This is a genomic window from Effusibacillus consociatus, assembly GCF_042652925.1.
Classification (GTDB): domain Bacteria; phylum Bacillota; class Bacilli; order Tumebacillales; family Effusibacillaceae; genus Effusibacillus; species Effusibacillus consociatus.
In genome coordinates this window covers 1-19,373 of record NZ_JBHSHC010000079.1, presented here as the reverse complement: position 1 = coordinate 19,373, position 19,373 = coordinate 1, and the positions used below count along the sequence as shown (strand labels likewise).

General features: G+C 47.6%; 16 protein-coding genes. 10 read left to right on the top strand and 6 right to left on the bottom strand.

Translation table 11 applies throughout. The features are described 5' to 3' along the window. Positions 1-622 precede the first annotated feature (622 nt). From ACFO8Q_RS09510 to ACFO8Q_RS09485, 6 genes are all read left to right on the top strand, one after another. Positions 623-1,171, top strand: coding sequence for a DsbA family oxidoreductase (locus ACFO8Q_RS09510; protein WP_380025537.1), 549 nt, complete (start codon positions 623-625; stop codon positions 1,169-1,171). Between the two features lie 103 nt (positions 1,172-1,274). Next, complete coding sequence (gene glgP, locus ACFO8Q_RS09505) at positions 1,275-3,404, top strand: alpha-glucan family phosphorylase (protein WP_380025547.1); 2,130 nt, start codon at positions 1,275-1,277, stop codon at positions 3,402-3,404. A 257-nt stretch (positions 3,405-3,661) separates the two neighbouring features. Further along, positions 3,662-4,471, top strand: coding sequence for a DUF4912 domain-containing protein (locus ACFO8Q_RS09500; protein WP_380025536.1), 810 nt, complete (start codon positions 3,662-3,664; stop codon positions 4,469-4,471). Continuing rightward, entirely contained in the window at positions 4,471-7,293 is a 2,823-nt protein-coding gene (locus ACFO8Q_RS09495) for a 1,4-alpha-glucan branching protein domain-containing protein (protein ID WP_380025534.1), read from the top strand. The genes ACFO8Q_RS09500 and ACFO8Q_RS09495 overlap by 1 nt, the downstream gene beginning before the upstream one ends. A gap of 103 nt (positions 7,294-7,396) precedes the next feature. Continuing rightward, the gene (locus ACFO8Q_RS09490) at positions 7,397-9,796 is read left to right on the top strand and encodes a sugar phosphate nucleotidyltransferase (protein WP_380025533.1); all 2,400 of its coding nucleotides are present in this window, start codon (positions 7,397-7,399) and stop codon (positions 9,794-9,796) included. A gap of 179 nt (positions 9,797-9,975) precedes the next feature. After that, positions 9,976-10,986, top strand: coding sequence for a glycoside hydrolase family 15 protein (locus ACFO8Q_RS09485; RefSeq protein ID WP_380025532.1), 1,011 nt, complete (start codon positions 9,976-9,978; stop codon positions 10,984-10,986). A 43-nt stretch (positions 10,987-11,029) separates the two neighbouring features. On the opposite strand, the gene ACFO8Q_RS09480 is transcribed toward ACFO8Q_RS09485, so the two are convergent. After that, positions 11,030-12,388, bottom strand: a complete 1,359-nt coding sequence (locus ACFO8Q_RS09480) for a sodium-dependent transporter (RefSeq protein WP_380025531.1) — start codon at positions 12,386-12,388, stop codon at positions 11,030-11,032. 181 nt (positions 12,389-12,569) lie between these two features. Between ACFO8Q_RS09480 and ACFO8Q_RS09475 the strand changes: the two genes are divergently transcribed. Continuing rightward, a complete protein-coding gene (locus ACFO8Q_RS09475) occupies positions 12,570-12,911 on the top strand; it encodes a hypothetical protein (protein ID WP_380025530.1) in 342 nt (113 codons plus the stop codon). A 139-nt stretch (positions 12,912-13,050) separates the two neighbouring features. On the opposite strand, the gene ACFO8Q_RS09470 is transcribed toward ACFO8Q_RS09475, so the two are convergent. Further along, the gene (locus ACFO8Q_RS09470; RefSeq protein ID WP_380025529.1) at positions 13,051-13,569 is read right to left on the bottom strand and encodes a CBO0543 family protein; all 519 of its coding nucleotides are present in this window, start codon (positions 13,567-13,569) and stop codon (positions 13,051-13,053) included. Positions 13,570-13,633: 64 nt separating this feature from the next. Between ACFO8Q_RS09470 and ACFO8Q_RS09465 the strand changes: the two genes are divergently transcribed. After that, positions 13,634-14,107 (top strand): hypothetical protein, encoded by a 474-nt coding sequence (locus ACFO8Q_RS09465; RefSeq protein WP_380025528.1) that lies wholly within the window; start codon positions 13,634-13,636, stop codon positions 14,105-14,107. A gap of 37 nt (positions 14,108-14,144) precedes the next feature. Here ACFO8Q_RS09465 and ACFO8Q_RS09460 read toward each other — a convergent pair whose 3' ends face one another. Next, positions 14,145-15,506 (bottom strand): glucose-6-phosphate isomerase, encoded by a 1,362-nt coding sequence (locus tag ACFO8Q_RS09460; protein WP_380025527.1) that lies wholly within the window; start codon positions 15,504-15,506, stop codon positions 14,145-14,147. A 243-nt stretch (positions 15,507-15,749) separates the two neighbouring features. Between ACFO8Q_RS09460 and ACFO8Q_RS09455 the strand changes: the two genes are divergently transcribed. Further along, complete coding sequence (locus ACFO8Q_RS09455; protein ID WP_380025526.1) at positions 15,750-17,195, top strand: hypothetical protein; 1,446 nt, start codon at positions 15,750-15,752, stop codon at positions 17,193-17,195. 79 nt (positions 17,196-17,274) lie between these two features. After that, positions 17,275-17,481 carry a hypothetical protein gene (locus ACFO8Q_RS09450; RefSeq protein ID WP_380025525.1) on the top strand — a complete coding sequence of 69 codons (207 nt, stop codon included), beginning with the start codon at positions 17,275-17,277 and terminating at the stop codon, positions 17,479-17,481. 87 nt (positions 17,482-17,568) lie between these two features. Here the strand turns inward: ACFO8Q_RS09450 and ACFO8Q_RS09445 are convergent, their stop codons facing one another. The 3 genes from ACFO8Q_RS09445 to ACFO8Q_RS09435 form a co-directional block, all read right to left on the bottom strand. Beyond that, a complete protein-coding gene (locus ACFO8Q_RS09445) occupies positions 17,569-18,264 on the bottom strand; it encodes a VanW family protein (RefSeq protein WP_380025524.1) in 696 nt (231 codons plus the stop codon). Positions 18,265-18,377: 113 nt separating this feature from the next. Further along, positions 18,378-18,731: a hypothetical protein gene (locus ACFO8Q_RS09440; RefSeq protein ID WP_380025523.1), complete on the bottom strand. Its 354-nt coding sequence runs from the start codon at positions 18,729-18,731 to the stop codon at positions 18,378-18,380. A 97-nt stretch (positions 18,732-18,828) separates the two neighbouring features. Next, positions 18,829-19,224: an acyl-CoA thioesterase gene (locus ACFO8Q_RS09435; protein WP_380025522.1), complete on the bottom strand. Its 396-nt coding sequence runs from the start codon at positions 19,222-19,224 to the stop codon at positions 18,829-18,831. Between the last annotated feature and the right edge of the window lie 149 nt (positions 19,225-19,373).

The following is a 19,373-nucleotide window of genomic DNA, read 5'->3' as shown; positions in this document are numbered from 1 at the left end:
AATGATTTTTTATCTGTATTATAAAACAGGTTTATTTGCCTAATCGAGATAGCGATAATATTCGTTAATCTGTTCTACAATAGTTTCTGCCTCCTGCGCATCCGTGGAGTCATCTGAAAAGGTGCTTTGGTACAAGGTTTCCATCGGGATTCCCTCCTTTTTTCTGAAAATTATATACAATGAATGCTCGTTCAGTCAATGGTAAAATTACTCTGTTATGTAACAACTTTGTGAACGAATGTGCATTAACCTGCTCCTTGACTTGTCCATATTTTTCTGCAAAGATATGTATATAAGAATCAGGTATTTGGCATAGTATAACAAAGACCGTAGATGTTGCAGCACCTACGGTCGTGTACAACAGATTCCCCCATAGGGTGATCGGCTTAAGGAAGTGTCAAGAAATAGACCGCATTCCTCTGGACAAGGGCGGTCTATTTCTCTTTGAGGTAAGAGAGTAACGCCAGTGCAAGTTTTCTTTATTTAGATGCTGTATAATAGTAAGTGATTTAAGGGGAAATCCATATAAATGGAACGGTGAAAACAATCGTAAAAGGATGTGGCGAAAGTGAATGAGTCCAGCAAAATAACGGTGTTTTCCGACTATCTTTGACCCTTCTGCATGATCGGGAAGGTCCCTCTTGACCAGTTGGCCAAGACGAAAGGAATTGAAGTGGAGTGGAAAGCGTTTGAATTGCGGCCGGAAGGAGTCGAAGTTCCGGAAAAATCGCCTGAGTATTATCAACGGGCTTGGGAATCCGTGAAGCAATTTGCCGCACAATACGGCCTGGAAATGAAGTTCAACAGGCAAGCCCGCCATTCCCGAAAAGCGCATGAAGGCGCCAAATTCGCCATTGAACACGGCAAGGGCAACGAATATCACGAAGCGGTTTTTCGCTCTCAGTTTCAGGAAGACGAGAACATCAACGAGATCGATACTCTGGTTGCGATTGCAGAAGAGATTGGGCTGGATCCAACCGCTTTCCGGAAAGCTTTGGACACAGGCCAATATCGGCCGCAAGTCCTCGCCGATACGGAACTGGCGGCTCGATACGGCGTAACCGGTGTTCCCTGTTTCGTTGTCGGCAATCGCGGGGCGTTCGGGGTGCAGAGTCAAGAGGCATTGGAACGGTTGCTGGAAGGCAAGGATTTGCTGCTGGATCTGGAATAACTTAACAATCGGAAGCGCAGGGAAAACCTGTGCTTCTTTTTGCTTTCCCGTCATACACATATCACGATTCTTAATTTGACTCTAAGAGGTGAGTGTCGTGGATATGACGATAGCCTATTTTTCAGCCGAATTCGGACTTGATGAATCGCTGCCGATTTATTCCGGAGGACTGGGAATTCTTGCAGGCGACCATGTCAAAGCCGCAAATGATATAGGGATTTCTTTAATGGGAGTAGGAGTCTTGTATCGGAGAGGGTATTTTCAGCAGCGAATCCATCATGATGGAAGTCAGGAAGCGCTGTATCCAGTCATGGATCCAAACCGGCTTCCGGTTAAGCCCGTCCTGAACGACTGGGGAGATCCGTTGTTTGTTGGCGTCCCTGTTGGCAATCGAACCGTTTTTCTGAAGGTCTGGTGTGCAGAGGTTGGAAAGGCAAAGGTCTATTTAATGGATTCTGACATTGACCGCAATTCGGAAGCGGATCGACGGTTAACAGACAGGTTGTACGGGGGTGATCAAAATACGAGGATCTGTCACGAAATCATTCTGGGCATCGGGGGAGTTCGAGTCCTGCGGGCGCTTGGAGTTGAGCCGGATGTTTGGCACATGAATGAAGGGCACGTGGCGTTTCTCACCTTGGAACGGATTCGCGAATACTCAGCTCAGGGAATTCCGTTCGATACAGCGTTAGAGGCGGTTCGCGCAAACACTGTTTTCACGACTCATACACCGGTTCCTGCTGGCCACGATGTATTCAGTTTCGAACTCTTGGATCGCTACCTGAGTGATTATTACTGGCAGTTGGGAGAGGAGAGAGCGAAGATTCTCGGGTTGGGCCGAATTGGGGAAGATCAATTCAATATGACCCGGCTTGCGATCCGCACTTCCTCCAGGGTGAATGGAGTGAGCAAATTGCATGCACAAGTCAGCAAAGAGCTGTTTCACCAGTGGACACCTCAGATCCCGGCCCAGGATATCCCGGTGACTGCAATCACCAATGGGATTCATACCGGTACCTGGGCTGCACCCGAAATGAAGGAGCTGTTTACCCGATTTCTTTCCCCGGATTGGGAATCCCAGGTCGCAGACCCACAGATTTGGAATCGGATCGAGGATATCCCGGACCAAGAGTTGTGGGATGCACACATCCGAGCCAAACAGAGGATGATCGAACGTCTTGGACTCCCCATCTCTCAAAACGAACTAACGATTGGATTTGCACGACGGTTTGCCACCTATAAACGAGCTGCTTTACTTTTCGCCGATCCGGAGCGTTTGGACCGCATCGTGAATCATCCGAACTACCCGGTCTGCATTATCTACGCAGGTAAGGCACATCCAAATGATTACCCGGGACAGGACTTAATTCGCACCATCAAACAGGTTTCATTAATGGAGCGCTTTAAAAACAGGATCTTTTTGGTGGAAAACTACGATATCAAGATTGCAAGCCATTTGGTGCAAGGAGTGGATGTTTGGTTAAATACACCGCTGAAGCCAATGGAAGCAAGCGGAACCAGCGGAATGAAAGCAGCCGTTAACGGAGTCCTGAACTGCAGCGTGCTGGATGGTTGGTGGAGCGAAGCGTTTAACGGAAGAAACGGATGGGGAATTGAAGGCGCTATGTCAGGCAGCCGTGAGGAACGGGATCAAGCCGACCGGGAAGCGGTCTACCGGTTGTTGGAAGAAGAAATCAGCCCGCTTTATTACGATTGGGATGATTCGGGCATTTCACCCGGTTGGATTGCCAAGGTGAAGGAATCGATTCGGTCATTGGCTCCGGTCTATAACACAAACCGCATGGTAGCTGAGTACAGGGAGAATTTCTATCAACCATTGGCGGAGCGTGGAAGGAAACTCCTCGCCAACCGGATGGAGGCTGCGGCAAGGGTTGCAGCGTACAAACGGTTTATTCGTCGGAACTGGCAGCATGTTGAGGTACAATCGGTCGAATTGTCAGGGCCAATGGTTCAAGCCGTTATTCACCTGGGGCCGGTTTGGAACAAAGATGTCAGGGTGGAGGCAGTTGGTTCAAACGGATACGGCGGGCTCTGGAAACAACAACTTGATTATGCGTACGAAATTGGGCGGGGAATTCATTTGTTTCAGGCCGTTTATGGGGGCACCGCTGAGGAATGGATCCGTTCGAATGCAAATGTCAGGGTGTTTCCGGTGAGTCCGGAGTTTGCGGATGATTTTGAAATGGAACTGGTGGCTTGGGGTAGAAAATAAGCTGCAGATGGCTAAGTGGCGTGAAAAACACGCCACTTTTTTTGTCGAAATTTAGGAAAGTTTCTATCTTTTTTGTGCTGTTTCGACAGAAAGGGGGAAGGAAAACGGTTTCATTTGCATCGTGAATGCGCTTACATGTGTCGATATATGGCAAAAACGACGATTTTTACATACTGCCCGGTATAAAGGAATTTTCCAGGAATACAAGAATTAAAATTCGCATAAATAAGTGATTAGTTACTTTACTGGAGGGGAACATGGAAGGAAAAGAGAGGAAAATTTCATGGAATCAAATTATTTCAAAATTGGAGGCGGGAGAGAGTCAAAGCAGCATTGCAAAAGAATATGGTATGACTCGTGGGCAGTTCCGCTACCGTCTGAAGAAATATTTGGAGCAACAGCAGAAGACAGTCATGAGAGAAACGGCGGTGACCACTACGGAACGGAAATACGTTATGAACGAGATAAATATGGAAGCACTAGACCCATCCCTGTTTGATGAATCATGGTCAAGAAATTCCCAGACCAACCGCTTAGTGGTTATGGTGAAAGAACCAACTGCCCTGTTTGCTTATTGGGAAATTGAGGAGATTCGAAAACGGGCAATAAGTGAACACTTCCAATCCGCTTGGACATCACTTCCCTTTTTTCTGCAGGTCTACGATGTGACCCATATCCGCTTCAATGGGTATAATCCAAATTCCACACACAGGATTCCGGTACAACCAATGTCAGACAACTGGTATATACACGGCGTGGAGCCGGGTCGAAATTATCAGGTGGACTTTGGAACCACGACCTTGCATGGGCATTTTTTCACAATTTTGCGTTCCAATATTGTGGAGACTCCTCCAGTATCCGATAGCCGCCGGAAAGAGCCCTTCATCAGATTCGGAAAGCTCCATACCGGAAATGATCAGGGGCTTGAAGTCAGCAACCAATCTGAGCAGGCAGATCCCTCTTTTGATTTTCAAACAGCAATTCGCCAGACCTCCGTTTTGGATCAACCCTGGGAGAATCTGTTTGACGGTTACACGCTGTCCGGACAGAAAGGGGGAAGCAAGTAATGGCCAAGGGATATTTGGCGATTGTCTTACATGCTCACCTCCCGTTCGTTCGGCATCCCGAAAGCGAGAAGTACTTGGAGGAACGTTGGCTGTTTGAGGCTATCACGGAAACCTACATTCCGCTTTTGCAAGTTTATCATGGCTTGCTTCGAGATAAAGTTGACTTTCGAATTACGATGTCCATAACACCGACACTTATGACGATGTTGACCGACGAATTGCTGCAGTCCCGTTACCTTAAACACCTGGACCGATTACTTGAACTGGCGGAAAAAGAAGTTGTGCGAACGGCGGACTCCCCGGAGTTCAATCGATTGGCAGTCGATTATTTGGAAAAATTCAGGAGAATTCAAGAGTTTTATCTGCAATATGACGGCAATTTGATAGCCGCTTTCCGGGAGCTGCAAGAGCTTGGAAAACTGGAAATTGTGACATCCGGAGCCACTCATTCATTTTTGCCGCTGGTGATGACCGAAGAAGCGATCCGGGCGCAAATTCACACGGCAGTGGAGCTGTACGAAGCCCATTTTGGCCGTCCTCCGAAAGGGATTTGGCTTCCTGAGTGCGGTTATGCACCGCATCTTGACCCGATTTTAAAAGAATGTGGAATCGAGTATTTCTTTACCGATTCTCATGGTCTTACGACAGCAGAACCGGCCCCGATTTTTGGAACCATGTCGCCTGTTCTGACTCCCCACGGTGTTGCCGCATTCGCTCGCGACGAGGAATCCTCCAAACAGGTATGGAGCTCGCAGGAAGGATACCCTGGAGATTTTGATTATCGCGAATATTACCGGGATATTGGATACGACCTGGATATGGAAACCATCCAACCCTATATCCATCCGGATGGAATCCGTCTAAACACGGGAATTAAATATTACCGGATAACGGGAAAAGGCGATCATAAAGAACCCTACAACCCGGACTGGGCACGGGAAAAAGCGGCTCAACATGCCGGCAACTTCTTGTTCAACAGAGAGAAACAGGTGGAGCACTGGTCTTACCATATGGGCAGAAAGCCAATTATTGTCGCTCCCTACGATGCCGAACTGTTTGGTCACTGGTGGTATGAAGGGCCGCTCTGGCTCGACATGCTGCTTCGCAAGATGCATTTCGATCAGGATACGGTAAAGACGATCACTCCTTCCGAATACCTCAAGCTCTATTCGGACTATCAAGTTTGCCGTTTGCCGATGTCTTCCTGGGGACGCGGCGGTTATGCGGATGTTTGGCTGCGGGGAGAGAATGATTGGATTTATCCGGCTCTGCATAAAGCGGAGCAGCGGATGATCGATCTGGCCAACCGTTTCCGTGATCCGAAACAAATCGAAGAGCGTGCGTTAAACCAGGCGGCGCGTGAGCTGATGCTGGCCCAAAGCAGTGACTGGGCATTCATCATGGACGGCAAGACGATGGTCGATTATGCAGTGAAGCGAACCAAGTTTCATATCAATCGCTTTACACGTTTGTATGAAATGTTGACAAATGGCTCGATCGATGAAGAATGGTTGACTTGTCTGGAACAAATCGACAATGTATTTCCGGATCTTGACTACCGGATCTATCAGCCCCGTTACAGTGTGGTTCGGTTTCCGGATCAAAAATCACGCCCTCGTATTCTGATGCTGTCCTGGGAATTCCCGCCGATGACAGTGGGCGGCCTCTCCCGACACGTATATGACCTATCCAGATACCTGGTGCGGAACGGTTGGGACGTCCATGTGGTTACGACTGAAATCGGGGACTATCCGCACTTTGAAATCATAGAAGGGGTGCATGTTCATCGGGTTCATGTGATGAAACCGGATGGCGGGGAATTTGTACACTGGGCGTTCCAGTTAAACATGATGATGATCGACGCATGCCAGACTTTAATTCAATCGGGCTTATCATTCGATGTGATTCATGCACATGACTGGCTGGTATGTTATGCGGCAAAGACACTTAAGGAACAGTATGATTTGCCGTTGGTTACTACGATACATGCGACTGAACACGGACGCAATCAAGGCATCCATACGGATCTGCAGAGGTATATCAGCAGTCTGGAATGGAGGCTTACATATGAGGCACAGCGGGTAATCGTCTGCAGCACTTATATGCGACAAGAAGTAGAGACGATTTTTCAATTGCCCGGTGACAAGCTGGAGGTGATAGCGAACGGTGTGGATCCCGAACTGCTGAAGTTCGGAAGATCCGGGAAGATCTGCAAACAGCCTTTCGCAATGGAAAATGAAAGGATTGTACTGTTTGTCGGACGTCTGGTTAGGGAAAAAGGGGTTCATACGCTATTGGAAGCCGTTCCTTCCATCCTTTCCGAGCATCCGGATGTCAAGTTTGTCATTGCAGGAAAAGGGCCTGCCTTGCAAGATCTTGAACAGCTGGCGGAAAGACTGGGCGTACACGGGAAGGTGTTGTTTACAGGATTCATCTCGGACGAAGAACGGAACCGTCTGCTTCAGGCAGCTGATGTCGCGGTGTTCCCAAGCCTTTATGAACCGTTTGGCATAGTCGCTTTGGAAGCAATGGCAGCAGGGACGCCGGTCGTGGTGTCCGATGTTGGCGGGTTAGCCGATGTGGTTGACCATGGAAGGAACGGTTTGAAGATGTATCCCGGCGATGTCCACTCACTTTCCTTACAGGTGCGGGATCTACTGAGTAATCCGCAACGGGCTTCTGAATTGGCGGAAACTGCACTGCATGAGATTGGGAAATACGATTGGAATCGTATTGCGGAACAAACGATCCGTATTTACGGAAAAGTGATCGGTGAGAAAGCGTCAAACCTATTCCATCAAAGCGACAGAGCAGCGCAGTAAGCAACGGGCAGAAAATCAGCCTCGTGAGTTGATCTTCTTAATATAGCAAAAATCGATCCGATATAGAGGAACAAGCACCATAGTTGATGGGGGGAGCAATTGTATGAAAGCTGTGATCATGGCCGGGGGAAAAGGAACTCGTTTGCGTCCATTGACGTGCCATCTGCCAAAACCGATGGTACCACTCTTGGATAGACCGTGTATGGAATACATTATCGACTTATTGAAACGGCACGGGATCACAGACATCGCAGTCACCGTCCAATATTTGCCGCAGGTGATAAAGAATCATTTCGGGGATGGTTCGGATTTTGGCATCCGCCTGCACTACTTTGAAGAAACATCACCGCTTGGAACTGCAGGCAGCGTAAAAAATGCGGAAGAATTCCTGGATGAGACCTTCTTGGTGATCAGCGGGGATGCGTTGACAGATTTTGATTTAAGTCTTGCCATTGAATATCACAAAGCTAAACAGGCGATCGGAACGCTTGTACTTACGCAGGTCGAGGTTCCGCTCGAATACGGTGTGGTAATGACTCAAGAAGACGGAAAGATTATCCGTTTTCTTGAGAAACCGAGCTGGAGTGAAGTCTTTAGCGACACGGTTAACACAGGAATCTATGTATTGGAGCCGGAAATTTTGCAATTCTTTGAAAAAGGAAGAGAGTTTGACTTCAGCAAGGATCTGTTTCCGCTCGTAATGGATAAAAATCTTCCTCTGTACGGTTATGTGGCGGATGGGTATTGGTCAGATGTCGGAAATTTGACTCAGTATCGGCAAACGCAGTTTGACATGCTGGATGGTCTTGTGAAAGTGAACATTATCGGAAACGAGGAATTCCCGGGTGTATGGATGGCAGAAGATGTGTCAATCGACCGGGGACTGCAAATCGAGGGGCCCGCTTTTATTGGGAAAGGTACCGTCATTGATACAGGAGTCAAGATTGGTCCATACGCCATTCTAGGCCGCTACAACTGGGTCGAACAGGGTGCCGGCTTGGAAAGGTGTGTGATCTGGAACCGAAACTATATCGGCAGTGCATCGGGTTTGTCTGGTGCAACTCTCTGCAACGGGGTACGGATCGGTGAAGGAGTGACTGTCTGTGAAGATGCTGTGATCGGCGATAAAAGCTGGATCGGGGACATGTCCGTCATTAAACCGGCGATTAAAATTTGGCCGCAAAAGGTGATCGGGGCCAGTACGGTCCAGCAGTCCTCCCTCATCTGGGGGAAATCCGCAAGCCGCAGTATGTTTGGCGGTGAAGGTATCAACGGTATCCCAAATCTGGAAATTACCCCTGAGTTCGCGGGGAAAGTGGCTTCCGCTTATGGATCCTGCCTGAAAAAGGGGGTAACCGTTTCGGTCAGCTGTGATGAGCATCCATTCAGTTCGATACTGAAGTATTCGGTGATTTCCAGTCTTCTGGCAATAGGGGTGCGTGTCCGGGACATCGGCATTACGCTCGCTCCTATTGCGCGTTACGAATGCCGCGGCTCAGACAGCCACGGGGGAATTCACATTCGGAAGACAGGTACAGTGGATGACAACGGAGTAAGCATCCAGTTTTTTGACCAAGACGGGTTGCCAATTGACAAGGGAATGGAGCGGAAGATAGAGAACGCCCTCCTGCAGGAGGATTTTGTCCGGCCCGATACCAAAGGACTTGGCTTGTTGGAGCAAACGTCACATATAACCGATCCCTACGTTTGGGAAGTTTTGTCCCGAATCGATATTGACACAGTAAGAAACCGTGGGTTCAAGGTTGTATTTCACTGCGAAAGTCCACAGGTGATGTCGGTCATGCATCACATCTTGGAGCGGCTTGGCTGCAGAGTGATCACGGTATTTAACGGGGAAGCGATGCTTGAGAATATCGTGATCGACAATAAAGCCGATCTTGGCATCCAGTTGGACACGAGCGGGCAGGCCTTCCGGATTTATACGGAAAAAGGGGATCTGCTGTCGGAAGAAGAATCAGCAGTGCTGCAGTCACTGGTGGCCCAAAAAGATCAAGCCGCTATCGCGGTTCCGGTTTCGGCCCCGTCCATCATAGAAGAGATGATGGAGAGGGCTGGAATTCCGGTGGTAAGAACCAAAGCGGTTACCCGGTCATTGCTCGAAGTTGGGAAGATCAACCCGCTTCAGGTTTATTTGGACGGATTTTATCTGTTGGTCTCGGTTCTCGAGTATGTGGCCAAAGTGGAGAGCACTCTTCATACTGTAATGGAAGGACTCCCGCAGTTTCACATGAGTACCGATGAGGTTCTTTGTCCGGCAGAAGCCAAAGGGCGGGTTATGCGCCGGTTGATGGAAGAAGTGCGAGGCCAGCAGCTGGAACTGATTGATGGTATTAAAGTTCTGACGGAGGACGGTTGGGCATTGATATTGCCGGATTCCGAAAAAGCGATGTTCAAAGTGGTGGCACAAAGCAGTTCACACGTAAAAGCAGTCGAGTTGGCGGAAGAATACAAAAACAAAATCGCCCTGTATCAACAGGCGTGAGAAAAAATCAACAAAGATCCCGGGGTAAGGACCTGGGATCTTTTTCATTACACCCGGTATTCCACGGCAAACGGGTACTTCGGCTGTAGCTTTTTTTATGACAAGTTCATATAAAGTAGTATGGGGGGTTAATCTACTGCAGAACTTGCCGATACTAGTCGTAGAAGGGAGAAGATGCCATGCAAGCGCTTCACACAGTCCTTGATTCGATGAGGCTGCCTAATGGAGCCTATATCGCAAGTCCTTCCAACGACTATTCCTATGTTTGGATCCGGGATGTCGGATATGCGGTGCTTCCTTATTTGAACTCCAACTGTGACCGATATGAGAAAACCTATCATGCGCTGTTGGATTTGTTTCGTCGATATGAGTGGAAAATAGATATCCATACCAGACAAAAACCGGTCTTGCCCTATGAATATATTCACGCCCGTTATTCCAAGGATTTGACAGAACTGCTGCAGCCCTGGGGGCATGCGCAAAACGACTCGATTGGACTGTTTCTTTGGGGAGTGGGAGAAGGGGTTCGCCGTGGAAAACCTATTCTTCGGGATGAAGCCGATCGCCGGATTCTTCAAAAACTGGTAGACTATCTTGCTTGTCTGGAATATTGGCAGGAGCCGGACAACGGAATGTGGGAAGAGAATGTCGAAATTCACGCTTCCAGTGTCGGTGCCTGTGTGGCAGGCTTGAAGTCGATCCGGATGCTTGTCGATGTGCCGGAGGAATTGATTCGGAACGGGGAGCAAACGCTTTCCAAACTGCTTCCGCGGGAAAGCCTGACGAAAAAAACGGATTTGGCTCTCTTGTCGTTAATTTATCCGTATCAAGTGGTATCCCGCGATATGGCCTTTCACATTCTATATGATGTTGCAACGAAGCTGGAACGAAAGTACGGCTGCATTCGGTATAAAGGGGATCGTTACTATAACGAAGGCCGGGAAGCGGAGTGGTGTTTTGGCTTTCCATGGTTGGGCTTGTGTCATGCGGTGCTGGGTGAAGAGGAAAAAGTATTGGAGTATTGGGAGAAGACCAAACAGATCATTCCGGAGAACGGTGAAATTCCCGAGCTCTATATTGGCGGAACGGACCGACCAAACGGTAACACGCCGCTGGCTTGGGCTGTCGCAATGACGATTCTGCTGCATGAACGCGTACAAAAGATGGCCCTTGTCAGGGTAAATACGTAGAAACGCCCCGTTGCGGGGCGTTTCTTGACATGTTGATTGTGGGTTAGTCGAACTTAATGATTCCGACTGTATAGAAGAAGATTGCGATTACCAGTAACGGTGCAACGTAACGCAGAAGGAACATCCAGGCATTGTACCAGAAGCCGGACAAACCCGCTTCTTCCCCCGCACGTTTCCACGCATAGCCGGTAAAGAGGGTAACGAGTAACCCGCCAATCGGCAGCAGGATGTTAGAGGCCACAAAATCAAACCAGTCAAAATAAGTCTTGCCCCCCGGGGCAAAATCAGCAAGCGGTCCCATCGACAACGCGGATGGAACTCCGATCAGGAAACAGATCACCGATGTGTAGAAAGCCGCTTTTTTGCGGTTCCAATTCCACTTGGTCATTGCATAAGCCACCGGGACTTCCAACAATGAAACTGCGGAAGTCAGCGCTGCAATCGCCAGCAGGATGAAAAACAGGAATCCGAAAAACTGACCGAGCGGCATTGCAGCAAAAGCAGCAGGCAGTGCCATAAACACGAGACCGGCACCTTGGGACGGCTCAATTCCGAACGAGAAAGCGGTCGGGAAAATGATAAGACCTGCAACGAGCGCATAAAGCAAGTCTCCGCCGCCGATTGCCAGGCTGGCTTTTCCGAGAGATTGCTGCCGTTCCACATACGCGCCGTAGGTAAGCATGGTGCCCATGCCGAGCGACAACGAGAAGAATGCGTGGCCGAGTGCAATCAGAGCGGATTCTGCAGTAAGCTTTGAAAAATCAGGCTTCAAGAAAAATTCGACTCCGGCCGCTGCATTATCAAGAGTGAGGGCGCGAACCATCAGAATGATGAGAATAATCGCCAAGCCGGGGATGAGCACCTTATTGAACTTTTCAATTCCCCCGGAAATCCCTTTTGCCACCACCCAGCCGGTGATCACCATGGTGACTGCCTGCCACAATACAGGAAGATATCCGCCCGCGAAAGTCAAAAATGTACTTTTAAAATCTGAAGAAGCATAAAGACCGCCAGTCAGGGATTCAATTGCATAATGAATCGTCCATCCGGCCACTACTGCGTAAAAAGACAGAATTGCAAAAGCACCAACAACCGAAAGAAAACCGAAAGCTCCCCAGTATTTGCTCTTTGAAAGACTCTGGAACGATGTAACCGCGTTTCCGCGTCCGCCGCGTCCGATCGCCATTTCAGCCAGCAGGATGGGAAGACCTACAAATAAGAGACAACCGATAAACAACAGGAAAAAGGCTGCACCGCCATATTTACCGGTGATATACGGAAATTTCCACATATTACCAAGTCCGACCGCACTGCCAATCGCAGCCAGAATGAAACCGCTGGAGGTGAAGCGTTCGGGTAAGGTTTTTACGTTACTTGAGTGTTGTACTGTGTCTGTCTGCACGATAATTTCCCCCATAAATACAAAAAATGATTCTGAAAATTGTCAGAAAATATATATTAAATAATAATATAGAAATTATAAATTTGTCCATGTTTATTTCTGGAATTTGCGAAAAAGATTTGTTAATTTCTGAGTCAGAGGTGTAGGATAGAGGATAGAAATGGACAAGGATGGGATAGCTGTGAATTATCGTTTTGATTATGACGAACGGTTAGGCATCCGCTTGCCTTATTTGGAAGTTGAGTGGGAAGAGTTAAGTGATCAGGAACGGCACGATATGATTATGGAATGGGAAAAAATTAAAGCAAGGATCCCGGACCGCATTATGGAAATTGAACGGGAGATCAATAACAGGCAGCTGCAGGCATCACAGGCAGAAGATTGGGACAAGATCTGCAAGCTGTATGAAGAAATCTACACCTATGCAAGCGTGATCAATGACCTGCATATCTGGATGCGGGTAAACCAAGATTTTGATGCGGAGCCCGGTATTTCGGAAGAACACGAAAACCGGGAGAAGTGATCTTGTCTGATAAAATAGTTGATGTTACGCAGCTGATTAAAGTCCAGAATTCACTATACCATCAAGGTCCGGACGGCGTCGAATGTGCTTTTGTGTAAACATGCTTTAAAGCGGTAAAACGGAAATGAACCCAAAAAGATCAGCGATTAACGGGGGAAGGCGGTTCTTGAGAGGAATTAACATAGGCAGGACGGTAAAACCGGTAGACACCGGCAATCGATAAATAAATTAAGATATCAGCCAGAAACGACAACTTCGTTGACCACCAGGCATGGTATTGCATATGGTTGGTTTTGAAAACGATCCATTCGAGAGAAATTGCAAAAACACTCCAGATCAGGGTCCGCAACAGAATTCGGCCCCATGTGCCAGGCAGATTTTGTACAAACAGATAAGCGACGACAGGGTAAACACCAAAGTCCAGCAGCAAGGGGATTGAAAAGACCGGCTGTGGGAGTCCCTTATAGGACCAAAGTGCATATTTTACCATGATCAGATCAGTGATTAGCCCTAAGAAACTGGAATAAACGGCCACTCCGAACAATTCCCGCAAACGGGTTTTATCAGCTTGCAGAAAAAACCACAGCCAAGACAAAAGAAAAAGGATTATAAAAAACACGTTTTTCACCTTTGGATGTTTTGAATGAAATGATGTCAACGACTTCGCTCCCTATGAACACCCCTCAAACAGGGTATGTTAAACATAAGGGAGGTTTTCCATAATGTCAGTATTCCTGCTCGAGATACTTGCCATACTGATTTTTATAAAATGGGCGGATCTCACCCGGATAAGAGAACTTTTTCCGCTGGTTTTAACCGGCGTGTACGCTCGCTTTTTGGAACACTATATCATTGTTGACTGGCTTCATATCTGGAAAGTTCATGGATCCAAATGGATGGATCTTTGGATTCCGATCACTGCCGATCTGACGGTATGGCCAGTCATTTGTTATTTGTTTGTTCAATTTTTGCCGGAAAAACGGCGCTGGCTCTATGGCGGCATGTTCGTGGCCATCATGTATACCTATCTGCAGATCCTGCTATGGCGGGACGTATACTCGATAAAACAGGGATGGAATCTGTGGATTTCCCCTGTCGGGGATTCCTTGTATTTTCTTTTGATTTACCTGACTTGGAGGTGGCTGAGACAATCTCAGAAAGTACAAACGAATCAAAAAAAATATAAGGTGTCATGAAGCACCTTATATCTTGAGAATAAATTTATCGGGTGTATTAGTAGCCCTGTAAGCGACTTTCCAAATCGGCCTTCTCTTTCTCAAACCCCGGTTTGCCTAATAATGCGAACATGTTTTTCTTGTACGCTTCCACACCCGGTTGGTCAAACGGGTTGACTCCAAGCACATAACCGCTGATCCCACATGCTTTTTCAAAAAAATAGACAAGGTTGCCGAAGGAATACGGCGAAATTTCCGGAAGACGGACGATCAAGTTTGGTACTCCACCGTCTGTATGGGCAAGAAGCGTCCCCTCGAATGCTTTCTTGTTCACGAAGTCCATGGTCTTTCCGGAAAGGAAGTTGAGACCGTCGACATTCGCCGGATCTTTTTGGATTGTTAGATCTTCAACCGGTGTATCGACCTGCAGTACGGTTTCAAACAGGTCTCTTCGCCCCTCTTGAATGTATTGTCCCATTGAATGCAAATCTGTGGAAAAATCCACTGCCGCCGGGAAAATTCCTTTATGGTCTTTCCCTTCGCTTTCTCCGTAAAGCTGCTTCCACCATTCCGAGATATAGTGCAGCGAAGGTTCATAGTTTACAAGCAATTCAATCGTCTTCCCTTTGTTATACAATGCGTTCCGAACTGCAGCGTACCGGTAGCACGGATTATCGGAAAGAGCAGGAAGCGCATATGCTTTGTGTGCATCAGCCGCCCCTTCCATCATTGCTTCGATATCGATTCCGGCAACTGCAATCGGCAGCAGACCAACCGCAGTCAGGACCGAATAACGACCACCGACATCATCGGGGATTACAAACGTTTTATAACCTTCTTCTGTTGCAAGCTTACGAAGTGCACCTTTGGAGCTGTCGGTGGTTGCATAAATTCGTTTGCGTGCTCCTTCTTTTCCGTATTTTTTCTCCATATAGTCACGGAAAATTCGGAACGCAATCGCCGGTTCCGTCGTGGTTCCTGACTTTGAAATCACGTTTACGGAGATATCTTTCCCTGCAAGCAATTCCAGCAAGTGTTTGATGTATGTAGGACTGATATTTTGGCCTGCAAAATAGATTTCAGGGGTTTTGCGCTTGTCTTTCGGCATCAGATTGTAGAAGGAATGAGACAGCATTTCGATAGCTGCACGGGCGCCCAAGTACGAACCTCCAATTCCGATGACTACGAGCGCATCCGAATCAGCTTGGATTTTCTGAGCTGCCTGTTGGATTTTTGCAAATTCATCTTTGTCGTAGGTAAGGGGGAGATCCACCCAACCAGTGTAATCGTTTCCAGGACCTTTCTGCTCATGCAGCAGCGTATGAGCCAACTGAATGGCTGGTTCCAGATAAGCAACTTCATGTTCTCCTACAAATGACAGAGCTTTTGAATAATCGAATTGAATCAGTTTTTTGTTCATGACTTGCCCCTCCTTGTTTCTCCAATCCGATGCTGGCATCGAATAACTTTTATCTAATTCAATTCAGGCGTTTAAATTTCCTTTTTTGAATTCTATCAAAAAAATTCTATCAAAAAACAGAAAAGACCGGGTGTCCCGGGATCTCATTTTATGTAGGATAAGCTAATTTTTATGCGCAAAAATTCTGAGTTAAATGCTATAATGACATTTGAAAAATAATATCAGGGACGGGGAGAATTTAGGTTGTTAGCACGTATTGCTGGATTCCTTCTTTTTATTTTTTGTCTTGGTTTGCCTGCGGCAATCATAACTCTGGGACAGGCCACCAGCGTGATCTCTTCTGCGGCTTTTACATACCCGGAGAATTTATCGGGAGCGGAAGCGGAAGAAGAAATTGCGGAGATCGATGCGGAACCGAATGGGCAGAAACAGACGACGCTTTTACCCGCCAACCGCGATCGGGATCTTCGCAAGTTTCCTTATCCTTACGGGGCCATGTTCGCTTTCGCCAGCGATATCGATGATACCACCCCGCGCGAATTCGCAATGTATCACCGTTTTCTCAACACCAAAGAAATGACGCCGGCAGGGCCTGGATTAGGTCTGGACGTGGGGGACACAATGTGGGTGTACATGGGGAACAACGTGTATCCCAAGGTGGACTATAAGGGTGAATCGGTAGAAGCGGTCATGACATTCAATCGCTATCTGGATCCCAAATCATTTAAAAATGCAAAGTTGTTAAAGCATTATTTTGATGCCGGATGGGTTGACGGGCTTCATTCGTTTGGGGATTTTATCCGTAAGGATCCAAAGGATGTGGTCTTTTCAAGAGAGTTGGCGGTTGCCGCATGGGAGAATCTCAACCAGGCGGGAATTCATCCCGTCTATTGGATCAATCATGGCAATGAAGCAAACAAACAAAACTTCGGGGGCTATCATCCGTTAAAATTTACGAGATACCAGGCGGGGGATGATCCCAAATCGCCCTACTACCACACTGACATAACGATTCGGAACGGTGTCCGGTTTGTGTGGAATTCCGTGGGGGAGGATCAGTTTGGGCAGGACAGTCCCATTTTTCCCATTCAATTGCGGGACGGACAAAAGATTTGGGGATTTCACCGCTACACGCATGAGGTCGTCAACGGCAAAATTGACTGGGCGTGGAGTGCCGATGACGGGGATTTTTATCGTTTTCTGACAAAGGAACGTCTTGAGCAGTTGATTGCCAACAAGCAGTACTGCATTTTTGCCCAGCATTTTGGCGGGTCTACAAGTGAATTCCCTTTTATTTTTGCCAAAGATGTGGAAGCTCTGCGCACATTGGCCGATTATCATCACAGCGGCAAAATTCTGGTCGCCCGCACATCCAGATTGCTCAACTACAGTGTGGCACAGCAGTTCGTTCATTATGTTACGGCCCAAAGAAATGGAAGAACGGTGATCGCCATCAAGTCGATTCAGGATCCTTTATTCGGGAAACAGGAGGTCACTATCGACAAGGTGCGCGGATTAACTTTTTATGTTGACGATCCTCAGAATGCGAAGATTGTGATCAATCGCCGGGCGGTCCCGAAAGAGGAAATTCAAATCAACCCACCGGATGAAACAGGGAGGCCCAGTATCGGGATCAAATGGTTTGCCCAGGATAGCAAGGACTACTCGTTAAACGCACCTGCCGAATAGTGTCACTAACCGATGAATAAGAGGTTCTCCTCGCTGGGTACGATAGGAATGCCATTCTGCTAAAGTGAGGAGATCCGTTATGCGTATTGAAGGTGTGCGAAGAGATCAATATTATGATATATGGAGTTTGGCCCAACACGCGAGGATGCCGGTGGAAAAAATTCGTCAATTGGTGGAACGCGGGCATCTCGACTCTCATATCACGGATGGAGAACCTTATATCAACGGCCAAGATTTCCTGGAGTGGGCGGAAAAGCAAAAAGGTGAGCAGCGGCACTACGAATAGTTCCCACGCAAGTCCCGCATGTTTTTCGGGGTCCCCACAAAGTACTCGGTGTTGCTGCAACGCTTCACGTCACTTTGTGGGGTGTTTTTAATGCTCTCCGATTTTGACTTGTAGAATCGTGCATATGACTTTACTGCCTTGCAAAGTACTTTCAATTCGAATGGGATACTCGGAGTTGTTAACGAATTTGAAGTCAAGGTCAGGATAGCTGACGGTAGCGTCCTGGCCTTTTGGCACATAATCGACTGCCAGGCTGTGGCTGTAACGTTCTGTTACACGCAGTTTTGCTTTTGCAACCGCGTTGTATAACGTGCTGGACACTTGACAGATTCCGCCTCCGTAATCGGTAGCGAATTCTTTTCCGATAATAACGGTGGCCGGTTTGTAGCCCAGTTTGCCATTGGTAGAGTCCCCGACTGCTCCGTTAAAAGAGAAAGTCTCCCCCGGCAGCAGTACAGTCTTGTGAATCGTTGCAAGCGACAGTCGGATATTATGAACACGATTTGGCTCGTTGTGGTTGCCGAGATCGGTTGTATAGCTTCCAATTACGGTTGCCTGGACAGTTCTATAGCTTTCACGGAGTTGTTGTTGATACCGCTTTATCTCTTCTTTCTGAAGCCTGTTCAGCGGTGTTTCATCCACGATCGGGAGAGGAGTCGATGCTGTTGCTGTGACAGAAGGTACGGTTGCCTCGGAAGGTTTGGATAAATACGTGAACGCGGATCCCAACAGGATAGAAGCGAGAAATACGACTGTTCCCCCAAAAACGAACGACTTTTTCATATGTATCCCCCTTATTCTCCCTACGCGAAATCATATGCAAGATATTGGAAAATCGGAACTCATCGACAAAAAAAGACCAAGCTGAGCCTGTCTTTCTTGATCTCAGCAAGGTCTTATTTTTTGGAACGGGATTGTTTGCGGGCGGATGCCAATGTTCCTCTGCCGGGCCGTGGAGGAAATGATGGCGGATATCCCGGACGGATCGCTCCTCCATATGGAACATTAGGGGTAGGGAAAACTCCGTATGGAGGTCGTGGTGCGTGGTGCAAGTAGGGTGAATCGATTGGAATCGGGTATTGGGGTGGAACGTAGATAGGGACGACTGCGGGTTGATTGGGTTGGTTTTTTTGTTGCTCCTTATAGTATTGTACACCTTTTTTTGCCATTCCAAAAAGTTCCAGTAAATCTTTGTTTTGCAGCAAATTGAATGTATGGCCCCCAAGTTTTACGAAGTGATTGAATTTCAATATCCGAACCTCCCCGTACAAGGTTTGTTATACATTGTATAGGAGGGGGGGAAGAAATGACACGGCTATCCCCCTATGTATCAGTTTAGTCAGGGTGTTACGATTGAAAATGTCGTGCGATCTCTTCCGGAACGGGGCGGCTCTTTCGGGATTCAGTGTCAATTGTTACAACGGTCACGGTCGCATCAGCAGCCAATTCTCCGTTTTTCTTGAAGATTTCTTGTTTGAAGACAAAGCTTGTACGTCCCAGTTTCTCGGGACGAGTTTTAATCAGCAGGACTTCTCCCTGGCGGCACTCCTTTCTGTAGTTGATGTTGATGTTAACCGTCACGGTCTGCGCTCCCATCGCGAGGATCTGGTCGTAGTGCAGGTCGTGTTGTTCAAACCATTCCTCTCTCCCCCACTCAAGATACTCCAGATACTTGGCGTTGTTTACATGACCGTTCACATCAATCTCCGTAGAGCGAACAATAATTTCAAGTGTGACTTCCATAGCTGCCTCCTGTGGGTTTTTCTTTATTGTAGCACAGGAGGGATTCTCTATTTTGACATCCTCCCCTCCTTACAATCAGATAAGACTCTCGGAATTAAAATTTCCTTACAGGCTCTAGTCTCTTGACTAGGGCCATTTATTGTTTCACC